Source organism: Segatella copri (assembly GCF_019127135.1).
Lineage (GTDB): Bacteria > Bacteroidota > Bacteroidia > Bacteroidales > Bacteroidaceae > Prevotella.
Map to the genome: position 1 here is coordinate 1 of NZ_JAHOEA010000063.1, position 17,078 is coordinate 17,078.

At 37.4% G+C, this 17,078-nt stretch carries 15 protein-coding genes and 1 pseudogene; all 16 read right to left on the reverse strand.

The annotated features are described in order from the left end of the window. Window positions 1-144: 144 nt before the first annotated feature. The 16 genes and pseudogenes from KSW37_RS13130 to KSW37_RS13205 all read right to left on the reverse strand — a co-directional run bounded on the left by KSW37_RS13130 (window position 145) and on the right by KSW37_RS13205 (window position 16,977). Window positions 145-303, reverse strand: coding sequence for a hypothetical protein (locus KSW37_RS13130; RefSeq protein WP_437183132.1), 159 nt, complete (start codon window positions 301-303; stop codon window positions 145-147). A gap of 175 nt (window positions 304-478) precedes the next feature. Continuing rightward, window positions 479-3,772 (reverse strand): DEAD/DEAH box helicase, encoded by a 3,294-nt coding sequence (locus KSW37_RS13135; protein WP_217314829.1) that lies wholly within the window; start codon window positions 3,770-3,772, stop codon window positions 479-481. A 22-nt stretch (window positions 3,773-3,794) separates the two neighbouring features. Continuing rightward, complete coding sequence (locus KSW37_RS13140) at window positions 3,795-4,607, reverse strand: hypothetical protein (protein WP_254368658.1); 813 nt, start codon at window positions 4,605-4,607, stop codon at window positions 3,795-3,797. 40 nt (window positions 4,608-4,647) lie between these two features. Then, window positions 4,648-6,120: a protein kinase domain-containing protein gene (locus KSW37_RS13145; protein WP_217314830.1), complete on the reverse strand. Its 1,473-nt coding sequence runs from the start codon at window positions 6,118-6,120 to the stop codon at window positions 4,648-4,650. 3 nt (window positions 6,121-6,123) lie between these two features. After that, window positions 6,124-7,353: an HNH endonuclease gene (locus KSW37_RS13150; protein WP_217314831.1), complete on the reverse strand. Its 1,230-nt coding sequence runs from the start codon at window positions 7,351-7,353 to the stop codon at window positions 6,124-6,126. Beyond that, a complete protein-coding gene (locus tag KSW37_RS13155; RefSeq protein WP_217314832.1) occupies window positions 7,350-9,428 on the reverse strand; it encodes an AAA family ATPase in 2,079 nt (692 codons plus the stop codon). Before KSW37_RS13155 ends, KSW37_RS13150 begins: the two co-directional genes overlap by 4 nt. A gap of 129 nt (window positions 9,429-9,557) precedes the next feature. Continuing rightward, window positions 9,558-10,070, reverse strand: a pseudogene (locus tag KSW37_RS13160) (PDDEXK nuclease domain-containing protein); the annotation flags it as partial. Between the two features lie 101 nt (window positions 10,071-10,171). After that, entirely contained in the window at window positions 10,172-10,330 is a 159-nt protein-coding gene (locus KSW37_RS16190) for a transposase domain-containing protein (protein ID WP_217314833.1), read from the reverse strand. A gap of 74 nt (window positions 10,331-10,404) precedes the next feature. Continuing rightward, complete coding sequence (locus KSW37_RS13170; protein ID WP_217314834.1) at window positions 10,405-10,824, reverse strand: hypothetical protein; 420 nt, start codon at window positions 10,822-10,824, stop codon at window positions 10,405-10,407. A gap of 41 nt (window positions 10,825-10,865) precedes the next feature. Further along, the gene (locus KSW37_RS13175; protein ID WP_217314835.1) at window positions 10,866-11,342 is read right to left on the reverse strand and encodes a hypothetical protein; all 477 of its coding nucleotides are present in this window, start codon (window positions 11,340-11,342) and stop codon (window positions 10,866-10,868) included. Window positions 11,343-11,431: 89 nt separating this feature from the next. Beyond that, the gene (rfbC, locus tag KSW37_RS13180) at window positions 11,432-12,019 is read right to left on the reverse strand and encodes a dTDP-4-dehydrorhamnose 3,5-epimerase (protein WP_217314836.1); all 588 of its coding nucleotides are present in this window, start codon (window positions 12,017-12,019) and stop codon (window positions 11,432-11,434) included. Window positions 12,020-12,249: 230 nt separating this feature from the next. Further along, on the reverse strand, window positions 12,250-12,867 hold the full coding sequence (locus tag KSW37_RS13185) for a hypothetical protein (RefSeq protein ID WP_217743489.1): 618 nt from the start codon (window positions 12,865-12,867) through the stop codon (window positions 12,250-12,252). A 15-nt stretch (window positions 12,868-12,882) separates the two neighbouring features. After that, window positions 12,883-14,736, reverse strand: a complete 1,854-nt coding sequence (locus KSW37_RS13190) for an Eco57I restriction-modification methylase domain-containing protein (protein WP_217314838.1) — start codon at window positions 14,734-14,736, stop codon at window positions 12,883-12,885. Window positions 14,737-14,742: 6 nt separating this feature from the next. After that, on the reverse strand, window positions 14,743-15,465 hold the full coding sequence (locus tag KSW37_RS13195) for a hypothetical protein (protein ID WP_217314839.1): 723 nt from the start codon (window positions 15,463-15,465) through the stop codon (window positions 14,743-14,745). Next, window positions 15,452-16,486: a hypothetical protein gene (locus KSW37_RS13200; RefSeq protein WP_217314840.1), complete on the reverse strand. Its 1,035-nt coding sequence runs from the start codon at window positions 16,484-16,486 to the stop codon at window positions 15,452-15,454. The genes KSW37_RS13195 and KSW37_RS13200 overlap by 14 nt, the downstream gene beginning before the upstream one ends. Window positions 16,487-16,506: 20 nt before the next feature. Beyond that, window positions 16,507-16,977 carry a sensor histidine kinase gene (locus tag KSW37_RS13205; protein ID WP_217314841.1) on the reverse strand — a complete coding sequence of 157 codons (471 nt, stop codon included), beginning with the start codon at window positions 16,975-16,977 and terminating at the stop codon, window positions 16,507-16,509. Between the last annotated feature and the right edge of the window lie 101 nt (window positions 16,978-17,078).

Consider the following 17,078-nt stretch of genomic DNA (forward strand, 5'->3'; position numbering starts at 1 on the left):
TACTATTCTTTTCGCACATAATTTCCTAAGTCGTTGATTGAACGAAAGTTTTCGGCTTTTCTGTGTCTCTCATGTAAAGATTCAGGAAAAATGGTTCATTTTGGTTCATTTTACAAAATCCCTCTTTTTATTCTTTTTTGTGGCTTATAGGGCTGCCAGTATTTTGGCGTTGGCATCATCTACTTCTGAGCTTTTGATAGAATTGAGATAGATTTGTGTGGTGGTTTCGGAATGATGTCCCAATGCCTTGCTGATGACAGATACACCTGATACAATTGCCTCTAAACGAACAAAGGGAAACAACCAGTCTTTGGTCGTTCCCCTTTGTTCGTTGTATTCATTCTGATTACATCACATGATTGTCAAAATGGCTTTGCATGCATATCCAATTTTGGATAATACTTGGATAGTTTACGGTATTCCTTTTCCATGAACGACATCACTTCATTATACTTTAACTTCCACCTTCCATCTTGCGTCATAGACTCTTTTTATTTACTATAACCTTTAGTTCTATTCCTGTACGCTCCTTGAGAAAACTCTCAGTTACACCCAAAAGCGATAGTATTTCATCACTTGCTGAATCTTTTGAAACGCCTGGCTGAACAATAAAGACGCTATACTTCACAGGCAACTTCCTCTTTGCAAGTTTCATCAGTTCGATCAACTTTTCATGTGTCCCCTTATATATTCTCGAACATTCGTCGCCATTGCTACTCTTTTTAATCTCCCTACGCAGTAAATGATTCAACATCTCTTCTGCCTCTTTATATTTCCAATTTGCAGATTTCTGAGCCTGTCCACATACTTCATAAAAGTTTGCAATCTGCGAGGTTATCTTACCTTCATGTGCAAACTTCAAATGATATAACTCCACATGAATTTCATTCTCAATTAATTTGAGCGTAATTACATCAGCTATCTCGCCGGCATTGTCATCGTCATACACAATATCGTAGTCCTGCCGCACAAGCGTTTGTATTACATTGTATTGAATAGAATCCGTCTTAAGATGTGGCCGCACTCCTTGTGATTCTTTAAGCAAATTAACGTCTTCCCAGTCCCACTCTTGCAAGCTGTTTTTATCATAGAGTGTTGGCGTAGCACTTAAGACAATGTACTCATTACCACGAAGGCTAGACCCATCGGTGAAATAGATTATCGGTACATTTTCTTCTTTCTCAAAGAAATCTGTCAATTTTAGCGTCCTCGTCCCAAACTGTATCAAAGCCTCACCATGCGTCAATTGTTTAATCCTATAGTCGGGAAATTTATTCTTCTCATTTTCATTATTTTCAAACAGCTCTAGCTGAAACTCCACATGCTGTTCACTATTACATACTGCAAAACGTACCTTATTCCCTTCTAGAGCATTCTCACAAAGTTCAATTTCAGTATTGTACATATAAGACTCCGAACCTAACAGTTTAAAACTGTAACGAGTCTCTAACTCTCTCCACATCTCATCATCCCAATCTATACTGAAAGGAATTGTATCTACTGGCATTTCTTTAATCATCTTTGGAATTAGTGTTTCTTTGAGTATTTGATTCGCATCGATATTTGGATTTGTGAGTTTCTCGCCCTGCTCAATACACCAATTCTTAAACGCAAGAATATTTCCATTGCCACTTAGGCTCCATATTCTCCCTTTGTACGATGCTCCTATGGATGTTTTCTCTCCGTTCTCAAAACCATCACCCACTACAAAGGATTTCTCGCTGTTCATTTTCTCAATGCGAGATAGCCCATTCTCAACATCGCGCCCTGCATGCATTCTAAAGCGAATATCTTTCCCAAGATAGACTTTCAGCCCAACATTCCTTAATTTTGTCCTCTTTAAATTATGGAAGGTCTTGAAAACATCGACTCCACTTATTAACTTTGGGGCTTTCCCCGGAGCCCCTACTACATGCTTAGCCACTTCATGATATAGGCTGGCATTATCTAGGCTGTTAATGTATAACAGATTCTTCTTTTCATCCCAAAACAGCACCAAATAGCTCCAGGCCATAGTCCTTACATCCTTAACCTTTATACCTTCGACATTCTGTTCCTTTGCCATCACTGCCACAAGCAGCTTTTCATTTTCATTAATGTCATAAGACTGATAATCAAGTTTATCATAGCCTCTAATACCTTTGTAAAAATCCTCAGGGTGCCATCCTTTTGCGTAGCTCTGATATACGACAGTACTAAACTTTGGGTAGATACTGCTTATAGGGATTTGGGCATCCGTTCCCGACTTAAATCCTTCAATAAAGTCTTTAAACTCTTTTTCATCTGTAACCTTATTGTCATTTGCATCGGCTAAAAGAATATTCCAATCAGCATCTTCTTCATAGAGGCTATCAAGTTCCTGCTTAACTGTAAGGTCTGCAATATTTGCCACAAAAGAAGCATCCCCCAACTCCGCATCACGGCTAGTTCGTGTAAATCGTCCAGAAAATTGCAATGTTATTGGCAGGCTTTTTCTGATATCGTGGAATGCAGCAATCTTAAGTTCTGGCAAATCAAATCCTTCACCAAGCATATTCACACAAACCACAATGTCTACATCTCGTTTAAGAACTTTATTATAGTTCTCAATATAATCAGGGCAGCCGGAATATAATAACACAATTCGTAGTTCTGGGCATAACTCTTTGTATATCTTGTAGACTGCCTGTGCTCGACTCTTTGTCTCACACCGAGCCATCATTATATGCTGGTAATGCTTCTGATCGTCTTTTAGTTTCTCAACAGCCTTTTCAGCAATAGCTTTATCAGCAATGGCCTCTTCACCGTATTCCCTGACTGGCAGGAAATGTATAGTGCGATAATAACCATCTTTTTGTGCTTGGCGCAAAGGATAGTTAAATATTATTTTACCATCAAGTCGTTGCCCATCATTTCTGAACGGCGTTGCAGTGAATTGAACCAATTGATGTCTTGGGAATCTGTCAGAAAACTTCCTCCATGATGTGGCTACAATATGGTGCGCCTCATCAACAAACACATTTGAAAATGATGACACATATACATCCTGCTGTTCTTCTGGAGCATGGTCAATAATCTGCATTGTTGTTATCACCACATTGCATTGTCTAATAAAACTCTTTAGTTGATCTTCCCCTTCAAATGCAGACGTTATAACCCCTACTATAGGATATAATGCTTCTTTATCAACAATTTCAAATTTTGCTTTTTTAAGAATGCCTAAAGTTTTGAACTTATTGAATAATTGTCCTCGAAGAGCATTTGTCGGCACAGTTACAAGTACTCTATTACACCTGCCTGCTACTAAAGCTGACATCATCGTTTCTGTCTTACCAGTTCCAGTTGGCAGCACCACTGTCGCTGTTTCTGTAGGTGATAGCATATGGCTAAGTAAAGCATGCAAAGCACCTAATTGCGGTCTTCTTAATCCGGGATGAGCCTCATTTTGCTCAAGTTTGAAGTGGAACCTGTTTTCCCATGAATTTATTACATCATCTGGTGAAGCCTCAATTTGATTAGGATGCTTTATCCACTTTCTCTGCTTGATCTCATTGTCAATGAGCTTTTGCTTCGTAGGAGTTCTATCTGTCAACAACACATAGGAGGCTTCTTCATCATATATACCAGAATTACCAGTCAAACAATAACGAATACCCTTATCGATAATCACAGCATAGCTGCGATTTTCTTCAACTTCATCGAGATTTAAAGTTATGCTTGGAGCCAAAAGTTGATATATAACATTTTTAACTCCACTCTGCTTACATAGTTCCATTAATACGAATGTACTCATATCCTTATTTGTGTTAACCTCTTTATTTATTCATCTTTGACAATCTATTCTTCATCACCTCTTCCATCCCAACACCCAGTGCCCTAATGGCTGAAGGCAAATGGATGTTATCATTACCATCCTTCTCCATTGATGCAAGTACATCCCCTTGCCCATTTTCTGAGAAATGCTCATACTGCGAGAAATATTTGAAGTAGTGATATAATCGCATAGCCACAGATTTGAGTTCAGGTATAGCAACCAAGAAGTCAACAATATCCTTTGTCTTAATACTATTTTGTTTAGTGAAACCAGCGTCTTTCAGTTGTCCTTTCGATTGCTTTATTACCGTCAATTCTTCCAGATTGTCGTCAAGTGTCAGCAGTCCCAAGAAATTGTCTTCCATCGTCAACTCCCACAAATGATCTATAAAGACATCATCAAGTATCTTTCCCATACTTTTCACCTGATCTCTGTATACCTCTTTGCGCTCCAACATTGAGTTGGCATACTCTATTGTTCTCAGATCCAGTTCCTCGTAAGCTCGTTCCTTGCCAGCCCGCTGTATGTATAGGGCGAACAAACAATCGGTAAAGCAACAACGCAACAACAAGCCTATCGGTAACTGAAAGAATGAAATCTTTCCAGTTTTCAAGACCTGCACAGTTAAGAGCAGAGAAGAATACAGATTCGAGTAGATACGAAATAACAAGAGTAACTTAACCTTCTCAACCCGCTCCATTTTACCTTGTGAATGTTCTCTCCCATAGCTTCGAATCTGCTTCAACAAGGCAAGTTCCTCGGAATATAGTTCTTTAATCTCCCTCATATAAATATTTGGTTCAAATATTGCCATAAACTATCTAAGTTTAATAAAATTAATTCTTTATTGGATTTTAAAAGTCATTGAGAAAGACATTATCCTCCGCTTTCTTATATTTATTATATGCTTTTTCGATGTAAGCTCTAAAGGTTTCAGTACTCATCTTGTCATGTCTGCCGTCATAAGTACCCGTAGTCCTGTTATATAGCGAGTTTTTACTGAATATCACATAACTGCCCTTTAATTGGCGAGTTACTTGTCGAGAATAGTCCGTTACATTATATCCATCTTGTTTGGCGAGGTCACCATCTTCCATTACGCCATAATCCTCATACTCGAGCGGTGACATCTCTGATACTCCTTCATCATAACTGTCTTTGGGAGTTGATTTAAGTGCAGGCTCTAATGGATTACACTCCATTCGGAAATAATTCCACAACAAATCTTCACCTATCGATTCGAAGATCAGGATTTTCGGGTTGAAGATCTGCCTCAACCCACCAAAATCCATTTCTAAGCAATGCTCCTCATAAGAATCAAATACAGCATCCAAGTCTAATCCACCGCCAGAGGGGAAGAACAGATGATTCAAACTGTCATAGTGACTAATCATGTTAAGCACATTTTTTATTTCTTTAATATCCGTCCATTCGGCATGTGTCGGAACTGAATAAGGAAACAACGCCTTAATTACTTCAACCCACAGACTGCGATTACTTTTTGCAAAATCATCCTGCATTTTCTCCCATTCCTCGTACCTAGCCAAAACTTGTTCAATATTAGGTCTATTGTCAGGCAGCACATCTGTACATTCTGCTAGCAATTCTCCTAATGGTGTAAAATATGTGCCTCTTGGACACTTTACATTGTCTTCAAGTCTGGTAACTTGATTCCTACTATATTGACCTTCAAAACTATCGGGATAGTCTGTCAGTATCACCCAAATGGTTTTCGCAATAGAATATACATCAGCCTTAAACGGATCGGCATTCTTTGAGCCAGGCCGTTCCATTTCTGGGGCTAATGTCCTCCTTGCTCCCATACGCTCGTCGGTTTTCGTCACACGAGGTTTATCTTGATAGAAAACGAGTCCAAAATCAGATAACACATAGTGCTCTTGATACATCAATATGTTTTCAATCTTGATATCCCTGTGAGCAATACCTTGATGATGAAGTAGACATAACATCTTTAGGATATCCCTGATGGCATTCAATTTCTCTTCAAAGATACATCCAAACAAGCGTTCTTTTGCAGGAATTGCCAAAGGCATAACATAGTAAAGATCTTTTTCAGTCTGCTCTGGGCCATTTAATTCATGAAGATTGAAGTCAATCACTGGCAACATTCCATCGGCACCTTGATGAGAAAGCATTACTTTCACCTCATCCAAGAATCGTTGATACGCTTCTCCTGTTGTCTTAGTTAGGATTTTCATAGCAAATGCATTTCCTGTTTGGTCTGTGCATTCCCAAACCTCGCCATTGCCTCCGCTACCAATCTTACTTTTCAATTTCCAGGATCCAATTAATTTCTCCACGCTCATATTCTATTCCACTTTCATAATCTGCTCCCAGACATCCTGCTTCATCACCGTAAGTGGACGTTTCAAAGCCTCATCCTTCTTGGCGTATGTTCCAAGAATATATCTGTCAAAGTCAAATCCCTCAATATCCAAATCTGCAAATTGTTGATTCGCAGCATCTACAATTCCCTTTGTATATATCCTATTACGCCATAGCAATTCTTCTACTTCATCTTCATGTTCAGCATAAATCTTATCTATGTCGAAAATAAAGTTAAAACGCTCTGCGAGGGTTCCATCTTTCTTTGCTACGACAGGCTGGCCTGGTTTTTCATCATCACAAAGATATGCTTTTATTCCTCTACACTTTCCTTTTGTCTGGAAAGCAATTACATCCTGTGGGCTAATAGCGAAATGAAGCGGGGAGGGATGCGGTTCACCGTCTTCATAATATAATGAGTATGGCAAGTCTTGTGCAGATTTACGTTTGTTACATGATCCACAGCAAGGTTGTAGGTTATAGAAGTTTGTACACAAGAACGGGTATTTCGACTTTGGCCTATTATGATCCAATTCATAGTAACCGCCCATCAATGGTATCACCCTCGCTTCTTTGGGGCGTCCTCTCTTTCCTGTCTTTATCTTCTCATGCACATCCTCTATAAGCGTTGTCATAGCAAACTGGGCATTACAATAAATGCATGATCTAATCTCAAGTATCTTCACATAGTTAGGCATCAACCTTGCTCTTACTTTATCGTAACCCATTACATCAACTATCACCTCATAGAGTGGTCGCTTATCCTTATTTCCTTTAAACTTTACCCAAATATCATCTATAGCGACACCTTTTAAAGCACTATTGATATAAGAAAAGCATTCATCATACTTGGACGGCAGCATATTATTGAGATCGTCATATTTCTCTACAATCTTCTCAACATACACTGATACCCTGAGATATTCAATTCCCTTATGACTAACGCCTTTAAATTTCTCCTGTTTGTCCTTCAGCGGTTGCTCTGCATTTGCAGCCTCAATCGCATCGGGCAGCGTCTTTTTTCTGACGCTTGATTTGCCTTTTGCCTTCTTTCCCTCTTCAGGTGTACATATCAGAATCTCTGTTGACTCTTTTTTTAAGTCATCAGCCAAAATCTGCAAATCTGCTTTTACATCACCCACCACTAGTGGCAGTTTCTTCACGTATTTAGCAGCAAGCTTCTTTATCCTATCATCAATCAGAATTCTTCTCATCGGTTCTCTTGGTTCAAGCCTAATCTCTCAAATTCTTTTTGCACCCACGTCTTATATACTTGATTATTTTTCCCGAACTTTCGAACAAACAACTTACGTAGCTGTATCTTCACAACGTCATCGCCAACAGCCTCTATCATTTGATCTGCCGACACAATATCCCATCTGCGTTTACATTGCTTTTCCAAAAGGAAATTAGCCAAGTCATTAACCACTTGACTAGCGAACTCACCTACAAATCCTCCTTTCAGAAAGAAACTTTCAGCTAACAGCTCATTGATGTTAGAGGCGAAAGTCTTCACCTTCATCTGTTCCCTTGCATCTTCCCCATTTTCAAGATATAGGATATTACACTGCGGAATATCTGATAGCACAAAGGGAGAATGTGTCGTTAGTATCACGTTCACATTTACACTATCTGTCACTTTATTGTCCTCCAAACTCTGAAGCAAGTTTGCCACAAATAGCCTCTGGTATTCAGGATGGAAGCAAAGTTCTATCTCATCCAAAAACAAACAGACATTATGATACTTCACCCTTCCGGCATTCTCAGGTACAGAAATGATATTCCTCAAATGATATAGGTAAGCTGATAGTGTGAAAAGGTATTGCCTTTCACCAGAACTCAGCATCGGAAGCTCTATGCATTCCTGATCCATGTCATTTTTCAGGTAGATATAGTTCCTGAAGATAGGCGGCGGGTAATACTCCATAATAGCTTTAGGGCCTTCAATATCCATTTCAGGGAAGAAATGCTGTATGTATTCTTCATAAGAGAATCCATTATCATCCATTTTATATTGTTCAGCCTCATCAATATGAATAAGCCTCTCAAGGAAATGCAACGTCTGATGAACTTTCATACCGATATGCGATGGTTCCTCCTTGACTCTCTCTATAAGCGAGACTACCATATCTTTTTCTTGTGGAAGCAGTTCATGCTCCAAGTCAAAGAAAGCATCCGAAAGTTCAGAGTAATCTTCATAGTTTGGATAATTACGGCTTACGCTGAAAGTTTTATCTATCAGATACATAAAAGCCCGCTTAAAGAAGTGACAACCATTCTGCTTATAGCCCGCATCAATTCCATAGAACTCAAAAAAGAGATCACTTCTTTCACCGTTCAAGTCCTCCGCTATTCTCTGTATTGCATCCGTGATATTATCACCATCTTCAGCCGGATGATCAAATCTTAAAGAAAACTTTTGGTCATAAGTAAAATCTATCGAACTATAACTATACCCTGGCAACAATTTATGATCATGTTTTTCAGCATCGATTAGCAACGCCGCAACTCTATCCTCTGCCAATTCCTTTTGGTTTACCAAGTCTATCTGGTTGTTCCCTCTATAGGGCTCAAATCCAATAGGAACCATATAGCCATCATTCTTCCTATATAGGCTCGTCAGCCAAGAATTATCAGCCCAATCATCTGCATCATCTCCATAGGCTTCTTCATCCTCATAGTCACAAGGGTTCAAAGATTGGATAGAATAATTCACCACAAGAGAATAGAAGAAGTGATTAAGTGTCTTTTGTATGATTTCCCATATTGTTTGTCTTTCCATTCCACGTATGACCTTATGCTCATACCCGTCCAATGGCCTGGCGTTAAGCCAGCCGTCTGTTTCCTCATAATTTCTGCTCCCGGGGAAGTATAATTCTATAGGTGCCTCGTCGCCATACCTAAATGTAACCGTATCATCTTCCACTTTTATGCATCCCTGTTGTCCTTCCAACTCATAATACAGTTCTGCCTTTATCTCTCTGATATAATACAGTCTTTCCGCAGTTGCCCTATAGGTCCCTTCTGTAGCCACGTATGAGAAATTGTTCAAAATTCTATATATCAGCTCCAAAAGCGAACTCTTGCCACTACCGTTCTTTCCGACAACTGCCTGAACACTTACCTTTTCACCAAAGAAGTGACGTTTGAATGCATCGTCATCATTTCTTACAACACATCCATTCTCCTCTCGATACCAATCATTGAAGAAATAATATTCTTCCTCTTTTAGTATCTTTAGATATTTGCATCCTACTATCGGATGAATACAGATAATTGTAAATGCCATGTTTCTTAGCTCTCTTTTTTCGTTTTCTTGCTCTTTCGTGAATACTCCCAGATCATCCCTCTTCTATCAAAATCGAGTTCATCCTTACAAGTGTTAAAATGCTTCACTTATAGTATCATATTTGTTTTTTTAATCCTCCTCTTTTTCCGTACAAAGAGGAAGTTCTTTATTAAAAGCTTCAAGTTCTTCAGCAACTATTTTCTTTAGCTCTTCCTGTGGAACAATCAACTGATATTCTGCCACACCAATGGGTTTGCCCATATTTTCCAATGCAAGCTCAACTTCCACACGGTCTTTCTCTGCACATAGAATGATACCGATAGAACGATTTTCGTCTTCCCTACGTTCTAAACGATCAAGCAATGATAGGTAGTAGTTCATCTTTCCTGCATATTCTGGCTTAAATTCGCCGATCTTCAAATCAATAGCCACAAGACAATGCAGTCCACGATGGAAGAAAAGCATGTCAACCTTGTTCAGCTTTCCATTGTATTCGAGTACGTGTTGATTACCAATATATGTGAATCCTTTGCCAAGTTCCAAGAGGAACTGCTTAACCTTCTCCACAAGTCGTGCTTCAAGCTCTGTTTCCAAGATAGGGTCTTTTACACCAAGGAATCCCAAATTGTAACCGCTTCTAAAGTAAATCACCGTTAGAACGTAACTACTGATTTTCAGCAGTTAGCACATCCAACATTTTTCAAAAAAAGCATATTATTAATTGGTATTGCCAGAGCTACCTATTAGGCAGCCTTGACATTCATCTTTTTATTCGAGTTATAATTACATGGGATTAGGGACATGAAGTCTTGCTCCCCCTCCATCAGTCGGGTGAGTATATCTTCTATATAATCGCCAAAATTAATGTCATTCAACTTGCAGCTCTCAAAAAGTGAGAACATAAAAGCTATGTTTTCCGCACCTAAATGGCTACCGGTGATTTACGGACAAATTATACATTGCGTGCAAAGAGCCCCTATTTTAAAACAACATTAGCTTGCAATAAGTCACAAAGAGAACGTAACGTTTTTAATGTATAAGGACGAATCGTCAAGTCATCACAGATTAACTTCTTATCCTTACCCAAGAAAAACATACCACAATGATCATTAAGACCTGCTTTTACAGGATATATTCTTAATCTATCATGTAAGTTTGCTAAATACCTTGGAGTAAAAAGAGCATAACCCACATAATGGCTTTCTGTCTTTTTAAAAACATACTTACCTTTTTTATTCAAATGCTTTTGGTCTATAAAAGACAGTCTGGACAATGAGACATAAGACTCTACTTCACCATTCGTAAAACGTCGAAGATTAAATGCTGCAAAATTTAACTGATGGGTATTTTCATCATAAAAGGCTGGAGAAGACAACAATCGAGCAATCTCCTCCATATCTTTCAATACTGGTTTCTCAAATGTTATATCACATTCCATTAGGCTATGTTCTTTAAGACTTCCAAAAATTTAGAGAGTTCTGAAAGAGGGAGTATACCTTCCTTCTCTATCTCTCCATAATTGACATCATATACTATTCTATCACTAAGAATAGATAAACAGGCATCTCCTTTGGAGGTCTTCCATTGCATTAATATATAGCCATTGGTATTTGGGAATATTGCTAATCCTTGAAGTAACGAGTCGCTACAGCATGCAACAACCTTCCGAGAATAATCACACGCTTCTGATGATATGGAAGGTGAACCTGCATAATCCCAATTTGCTGGCAAATCTCGAAGTTCAAGGATTCGCTTCTCAAGTCGTTGTCTTAACGAAGGACTTGGCTTCTTTTTCAAGTGTTGCTTCAATAATCGCAAAGCTTCTGCCATAGCATCAGTCACACTGATGTTATTCTGCTCTGCTATCGTTGCATAGCCTTGGTATAATGTATTATCGAGTACCAATGTTGCCATAATCGTAATATTCTAATTATTGGCTGCAAATATAAGGGTTTTTGATGAAACCACCAAATTTTTGGGGGTGTTTTTTCAACTCCGCCCAATTACTTGTAGAGATCTACGGTGATATCGAATGGACTATCAAAGTCTTTCAGCATTGCATGCTTTGTATCTTTCTCTGAGAGATTGGCATGTTCTGTTGGGATTTTCCAATCGATACCGAGGGTATCATCGAGGATGCTGATGCCGCCATCTGCCTCTGGGTGATAGAAGTTATCACACTTGTACTGGAAGACGGCTGTTTCTGAGAGAACGGCGAAACCATGGGCAAAGCCCTTTGGAATGAAGAACTGGCGATGATTATCTTCTGTCAGCTCTACTGCCACATGCTTGCCATAGGTTGGTGAGCCTTTGCGAATATCTACTGCGACATCAAGGACTCTGCCTTTTACGCAGCGTACCAACTTGCTTTGTGTGTAAGGAGGACGCTGGAAGTGCAAGCCTCGCATCACGCCATAGCTACTCATAGACTCGTTGTCTTGGCAGAAGTGAACACTGTGTCCCAAAATAGGAGTTACCTTCTCTTCAAACTCTCGCTCGCTGAAGCTCTCGAAGAAGTAGCCACGAGAGTCACGGAAGAGGCGTGGCTCTATAATGAGGACGCCTTCTATTTCTGTTTTGATTATATTCATTGTTTTATCTTTTGTTCTTAAAAATAAGAATTTCTAAAATCATCCCGTCCTTCTTTACCATTAAAAAAGCCTCTCTTTCCTCAGGAACGAGAGGATGTAGCTGGCGATGCTATAGCTCTGCCAGAGTTTTGGTATCGTCGGCGGAGCCTGTGCCCACAAGGGGCTGCCGATGAGAGTTTAACGCAATAGAATTGCGAGTGTTTGTCGGCTGGCGCATTCTTTATAACACTCTAAGATATAGGATCTGGAATCTCTTTAATATGCATAATGAGTTCTATCACTTCATTCAAACCAACTATCTGTTCTGTTGATTTTATTTGCATTAAGTCATGCAATAACTGCTTTTTACTAGTCACAGGAATACTTACTTGCTCTGGATAAACCAAAACTTGGCGTATTTCTTTTAACCACAAATTACAAGCAGCATAATTCTCAACTTGTGAAGCTGTCCTAATTGCACCTATAGTATGGAACAAATAGTAGAACGATAATGGTAATGACTTATTGAGTCCCATCATTTGTGAATAAATATCGGCAACATTCTTCTCCAACAAAGAATTATTACTCAATTGATTCATAAAGGTGGAACGTAAATCAGAGCCTAATAAATGAATGTTACTCTTTTGTTCATCAAAGTATTGTACAAGTCGTTGCTTTTCTTGTCGAAAATCAATAAGTGCATAGATATTCCAACCTATAAGAACTGTTACCAACACACCAAGTATGCCTGTGATTAATCCAAGATAGTCAAAGGACAACTCTATTCGTGGTAAGGAAAAGCAAATAGCAAGGATGCTAAGAATAATCGCCAGTATGCTCAATCCTAAATATCCAAATTTCATAGACATATTATTACAATGTGATTATATTTTTATTTTATATAGTTTCTCTAAATATCTGTCTATCTCTTCTGGTGCCTCCATAGTCAACAACTTATTCGTTTGCAGTCTTGTCAATTTTGGTATACCAAAATCACGAATATAGTTTTTAGATAATGCCATATAGTCACTACCATAAGGTTTGCTATGATGCTGAACATAATACCAAAAAACAGAAGAAGACAATATTTTTTTAAGCAACCGAAGAAGTTTCAAGTCTTTTGATACTAAAGCATATCCATTATAGAAAAGCAACTGTTCATCTTCTGACAAAATAAATATAGGATGCGATGCCATATAAGGGAAGAACAACTTGTATCCCTCAAGTCTTAAAGCTTGTGTTCGGCCATAAGCATACCATGCTGCATATTGCCTATTTCCCTTATCTCTTTTAATGAGAACTTCTTTAAAATCACTTAAATAAGCATATGCTTTCGGATACAAATTCTTCAGTTTTTTTTCATCTATAATCTTAATCAAGCTTCCTTTTTTTTGATAAGGAAAGATTAATGGATATATATACTTTTCGATATTTATTTCGTCACTAATGGCATTAGGCTTAATAGCCTTTCGACAAATCGCCTTTTCTACAGAATAATACTTGCCATTCTTTTCTACATAATAATAAGATTCATCTTCTTCTATAGGAGTCAATACAAATACATCATTTCGCAATGTGGCAAAGCCATTTTTTATATCGACAAGGCTTTCTAAAGGAACTCCTGTTCGTTGAATATGCTGTATATTTGTAAGTACAGTGTTGTCATTTACCAAAAGCCAACCTTTTTTCCAATCAAATTCCGCATAGTCAAACTCATTAAAATCCTTTATATTTTTTAATTCAGATGGTAGGCACTTATGATAAGCAAGTTTACCGTTTTCATTTTTTATTATACAAATACATGTATAAGTAGAGCGACCTTTAAAGACTTGTTTGGAACCGAAATCTACGATTTTTAATGCCAACTGCTTTAGAGAGAAATACCTTCTTACTCCCCTTCCATTTATACTTCGTACAAAATTATTAACAGTAATAATTCCCAAAGTTCCGGCAGGTGCCAAACTCTCTGTCGCTATCTGAAAAAAAGGTATGTAAAGATCTGCCTTTCCGTTATCTGATACTGTCCAACGTCGTAACTTATCACGAGTATCATTTGACAATTTTGAAGAACAGACATAAGGAGGATTACCAACTATCACATCAAAACCATGCTTTTTTTGAAATTCAGGCAAATTCTCCCAATACTTTGTCAAACTATCTCCCACAAAAAGATGGGGGGCTAACCGTCCGATATCCTCACCAACACTCAAAGCATACAATGCCAACAATATTTTAGTACGTTCAATACTATAAGGTTCTATATCAAAGCCATAAAAACACTTAAATAACTTTTCACATGAGATTTTTACTCTTTTCCGAATGTAATCAGTTATTGTTATAAAAAAACCTCCACATCCACAGCAAATATCTGCATAAGATAAATTTGCAAGACTCTTGTCGGACTTGTCTGCCAATACTGTTTCGATTATATATTCTCGTATATACAATGGAGTATAAACAGCACCATTTACTTCTTTAGTCGAAGGTGAAACTACAAACTCAAAGCAATCTATCAAATATTCAATGCCAAAGCTCTCATCTAGTTGGTTTAATATCGACAAAAATTGCAGTAAAACAGGATAATCACTATCTGTATTATAAATAAGATAGTTTAAAATTAAGATATTTTTTTCTACCGTAATTCCATTCCTTTTCAAGTAAGCAGAAACTAACAGCCTATTTATAGCTCGTTCTTCACAAGAATATCTCTTTAAAAAATTTCGAACTATGATATTCATATCTACTCAATAATATAAGGGACATAAGTTGTGAGCCGAGTATAATCCGACAGAACTTTGGTTATTGACAATCGCACTATAATAAGGGTCTAGCACTCTTTTCTGCGCATGCTCTATTATCATTTGATATTCTTCATTTTCTAATATGGAAACTTGTTCACTATATGTCTTTTTATTAAAGAAGTTTTCTATTATAAAATGTATCATCAAAAAAACATCCATTGGAGGATGAGCCAACCGTGGAGAACCGATTATAATCAAATCTCCTTTGTCGCAGTCTTTTATTTTATGTCCACCACTATGGAAATGGTATAATGGATGATGAAAAGTCCCCTCTATACATTCCTCTCTATCTAAATGCCATGAAAACATATGATTCTTATTATCATTTCCTTCACCTCTTAGCAAGAATTCCAACTGATAATGAGAGAATAATCCATCTTTTTCTATATTCTCCAAATTCTCTATATACTTATATGATAAACTTGCTGTCAAAACAGCATCATTCACATAAGGTGAAGTATTCCAGGAATCTGTTTTTAACTTAAAGGCAATATCATCAATTTGAACATTATCTGTCAATTTGCCAGTTTGTCTTATGTTGAGTAAATTTTCTAGAGGATACTTTGACATAATATCATCTGTAAAATGATATTTATCCAATAGCTTTATCAAGCTCATCAAATCTTGCGTCAATAAAGAATTGGATATTCTTCTATTTTTTGCCATAAGCCAAAATTTCTTTTCTTGCAGTAGGTATCAAATATTTTCGAACAGATGGGACTTCTAAAGCATAATCTAGAGAAATGTATTCCTCTTCTTGCCATGGCTTCAATTCTTTTTGCATGAAGACATATCCTTCACTAGGATCCAATGGCAGCAAGGAGCCCTTACAATAGGTCCAAAAATATGAACTAAAATTATTTTTTATAGGAGTTGCTGGCACTAGTTTCAGCCCCAACTTAGAATTCAAGATGGCTACACGTTCAGTAGCATCAAGGCGACGTAGTGACTGTTTTTCAGAAATATCATTCCAAAATGCCATCACGCCATTCCACCACCATCTTTCGTAAGCAGAAGAAAAAAGACCTTTATATTTATATTTTCCGATATGCTCAAGAAACGAACCGAAATCATCACAAGTCTTATCTATTCCAAAGCGTGCTGCAATAAGGTCCTTCCCTACCAACATTCCAACTGAACGTACAACTGTTTCCAATATAATTCTAGAACAGCCGTACACATCTTGATTATATCTAAAAGATGATATTAAATTTTGCAAACGGAAATCTATTGTTTCACCTGCATCCATAACCAACATTTTACAAATATCAAAATCGGTATTCTTTATTGTCTTATAAGCATTCACCAAAGCCTCTATTTGTTTAGAATACTTGCTTAGTTTTTGGCTAAACTCTTCTTTTGTTATTATTTTATCAAATAAGTCTAGACTTGAAAAATCTTGTTTGAATTGATGAATCTTTTGGTCGGAAGATATCAACACAATAGGAGAGTCCTTATGATTCTGTCCAAACGTTCGGATTGTCGATGCATAAGTTGGCGCATCTACCATTCCTGTACCACAAGCTGACAATTCAAAATCCATCACATAAGCATCAAAATCTTCATTTATTTTTGCCAACGTTGAATCAAATTCGCCAGCATCAGACGTTTCAACATCAAAGCCATATTTCTCTAAATCTAACTTCAAAGAGTCTGTACCTTGATCATCTATATATAAAATCTTCATTTCCTTTATTTTTTCGATGTCTAACAATAAATGTTCTCTAAATCTTTTGCACTAGCCTTTGGTATTTCTACCCTTATACAAGTTGAGTAGTTATTTTTGGCTGATACAACAAAAACTCTTCCTTTATAGCTAGAAACAATATCTCTAACAATTGAGAGCCCCAACCCTGTGCCTGTAACTTCAGAGCTAAAGTCTAGTTTATCTAATGTGTCACTACCCGTTGTTGTATAAAACTCTTCAAAAATTCTATTTTCAATTTCTTTTGGAATACCGTCTCCATTGTCTGAGAATTCTAAATATATCATATTATCAGCAGACTCACCACATTCTATACATATTGCTCCTTTTGTCTTTGCCCTCTTTATTGCTTTCTTAGAATTCGTATAGAAATTAAATAAAATTGAAGACCATTCTGAAGGGTGCATTGGCTTAGTGTACAAGTTATAACCATTAAAAATCATCTTTGGAGCTTGATAGCCTTGCCGTTCCATATCAGTATTAATTGAGTCTAAAAAAGGTTTTACAACCTCGCGCATCGAGAGTGTAAACTAAACTGTGTCAAGCTACAATAAAAGTAGTTTAACACAGTTTT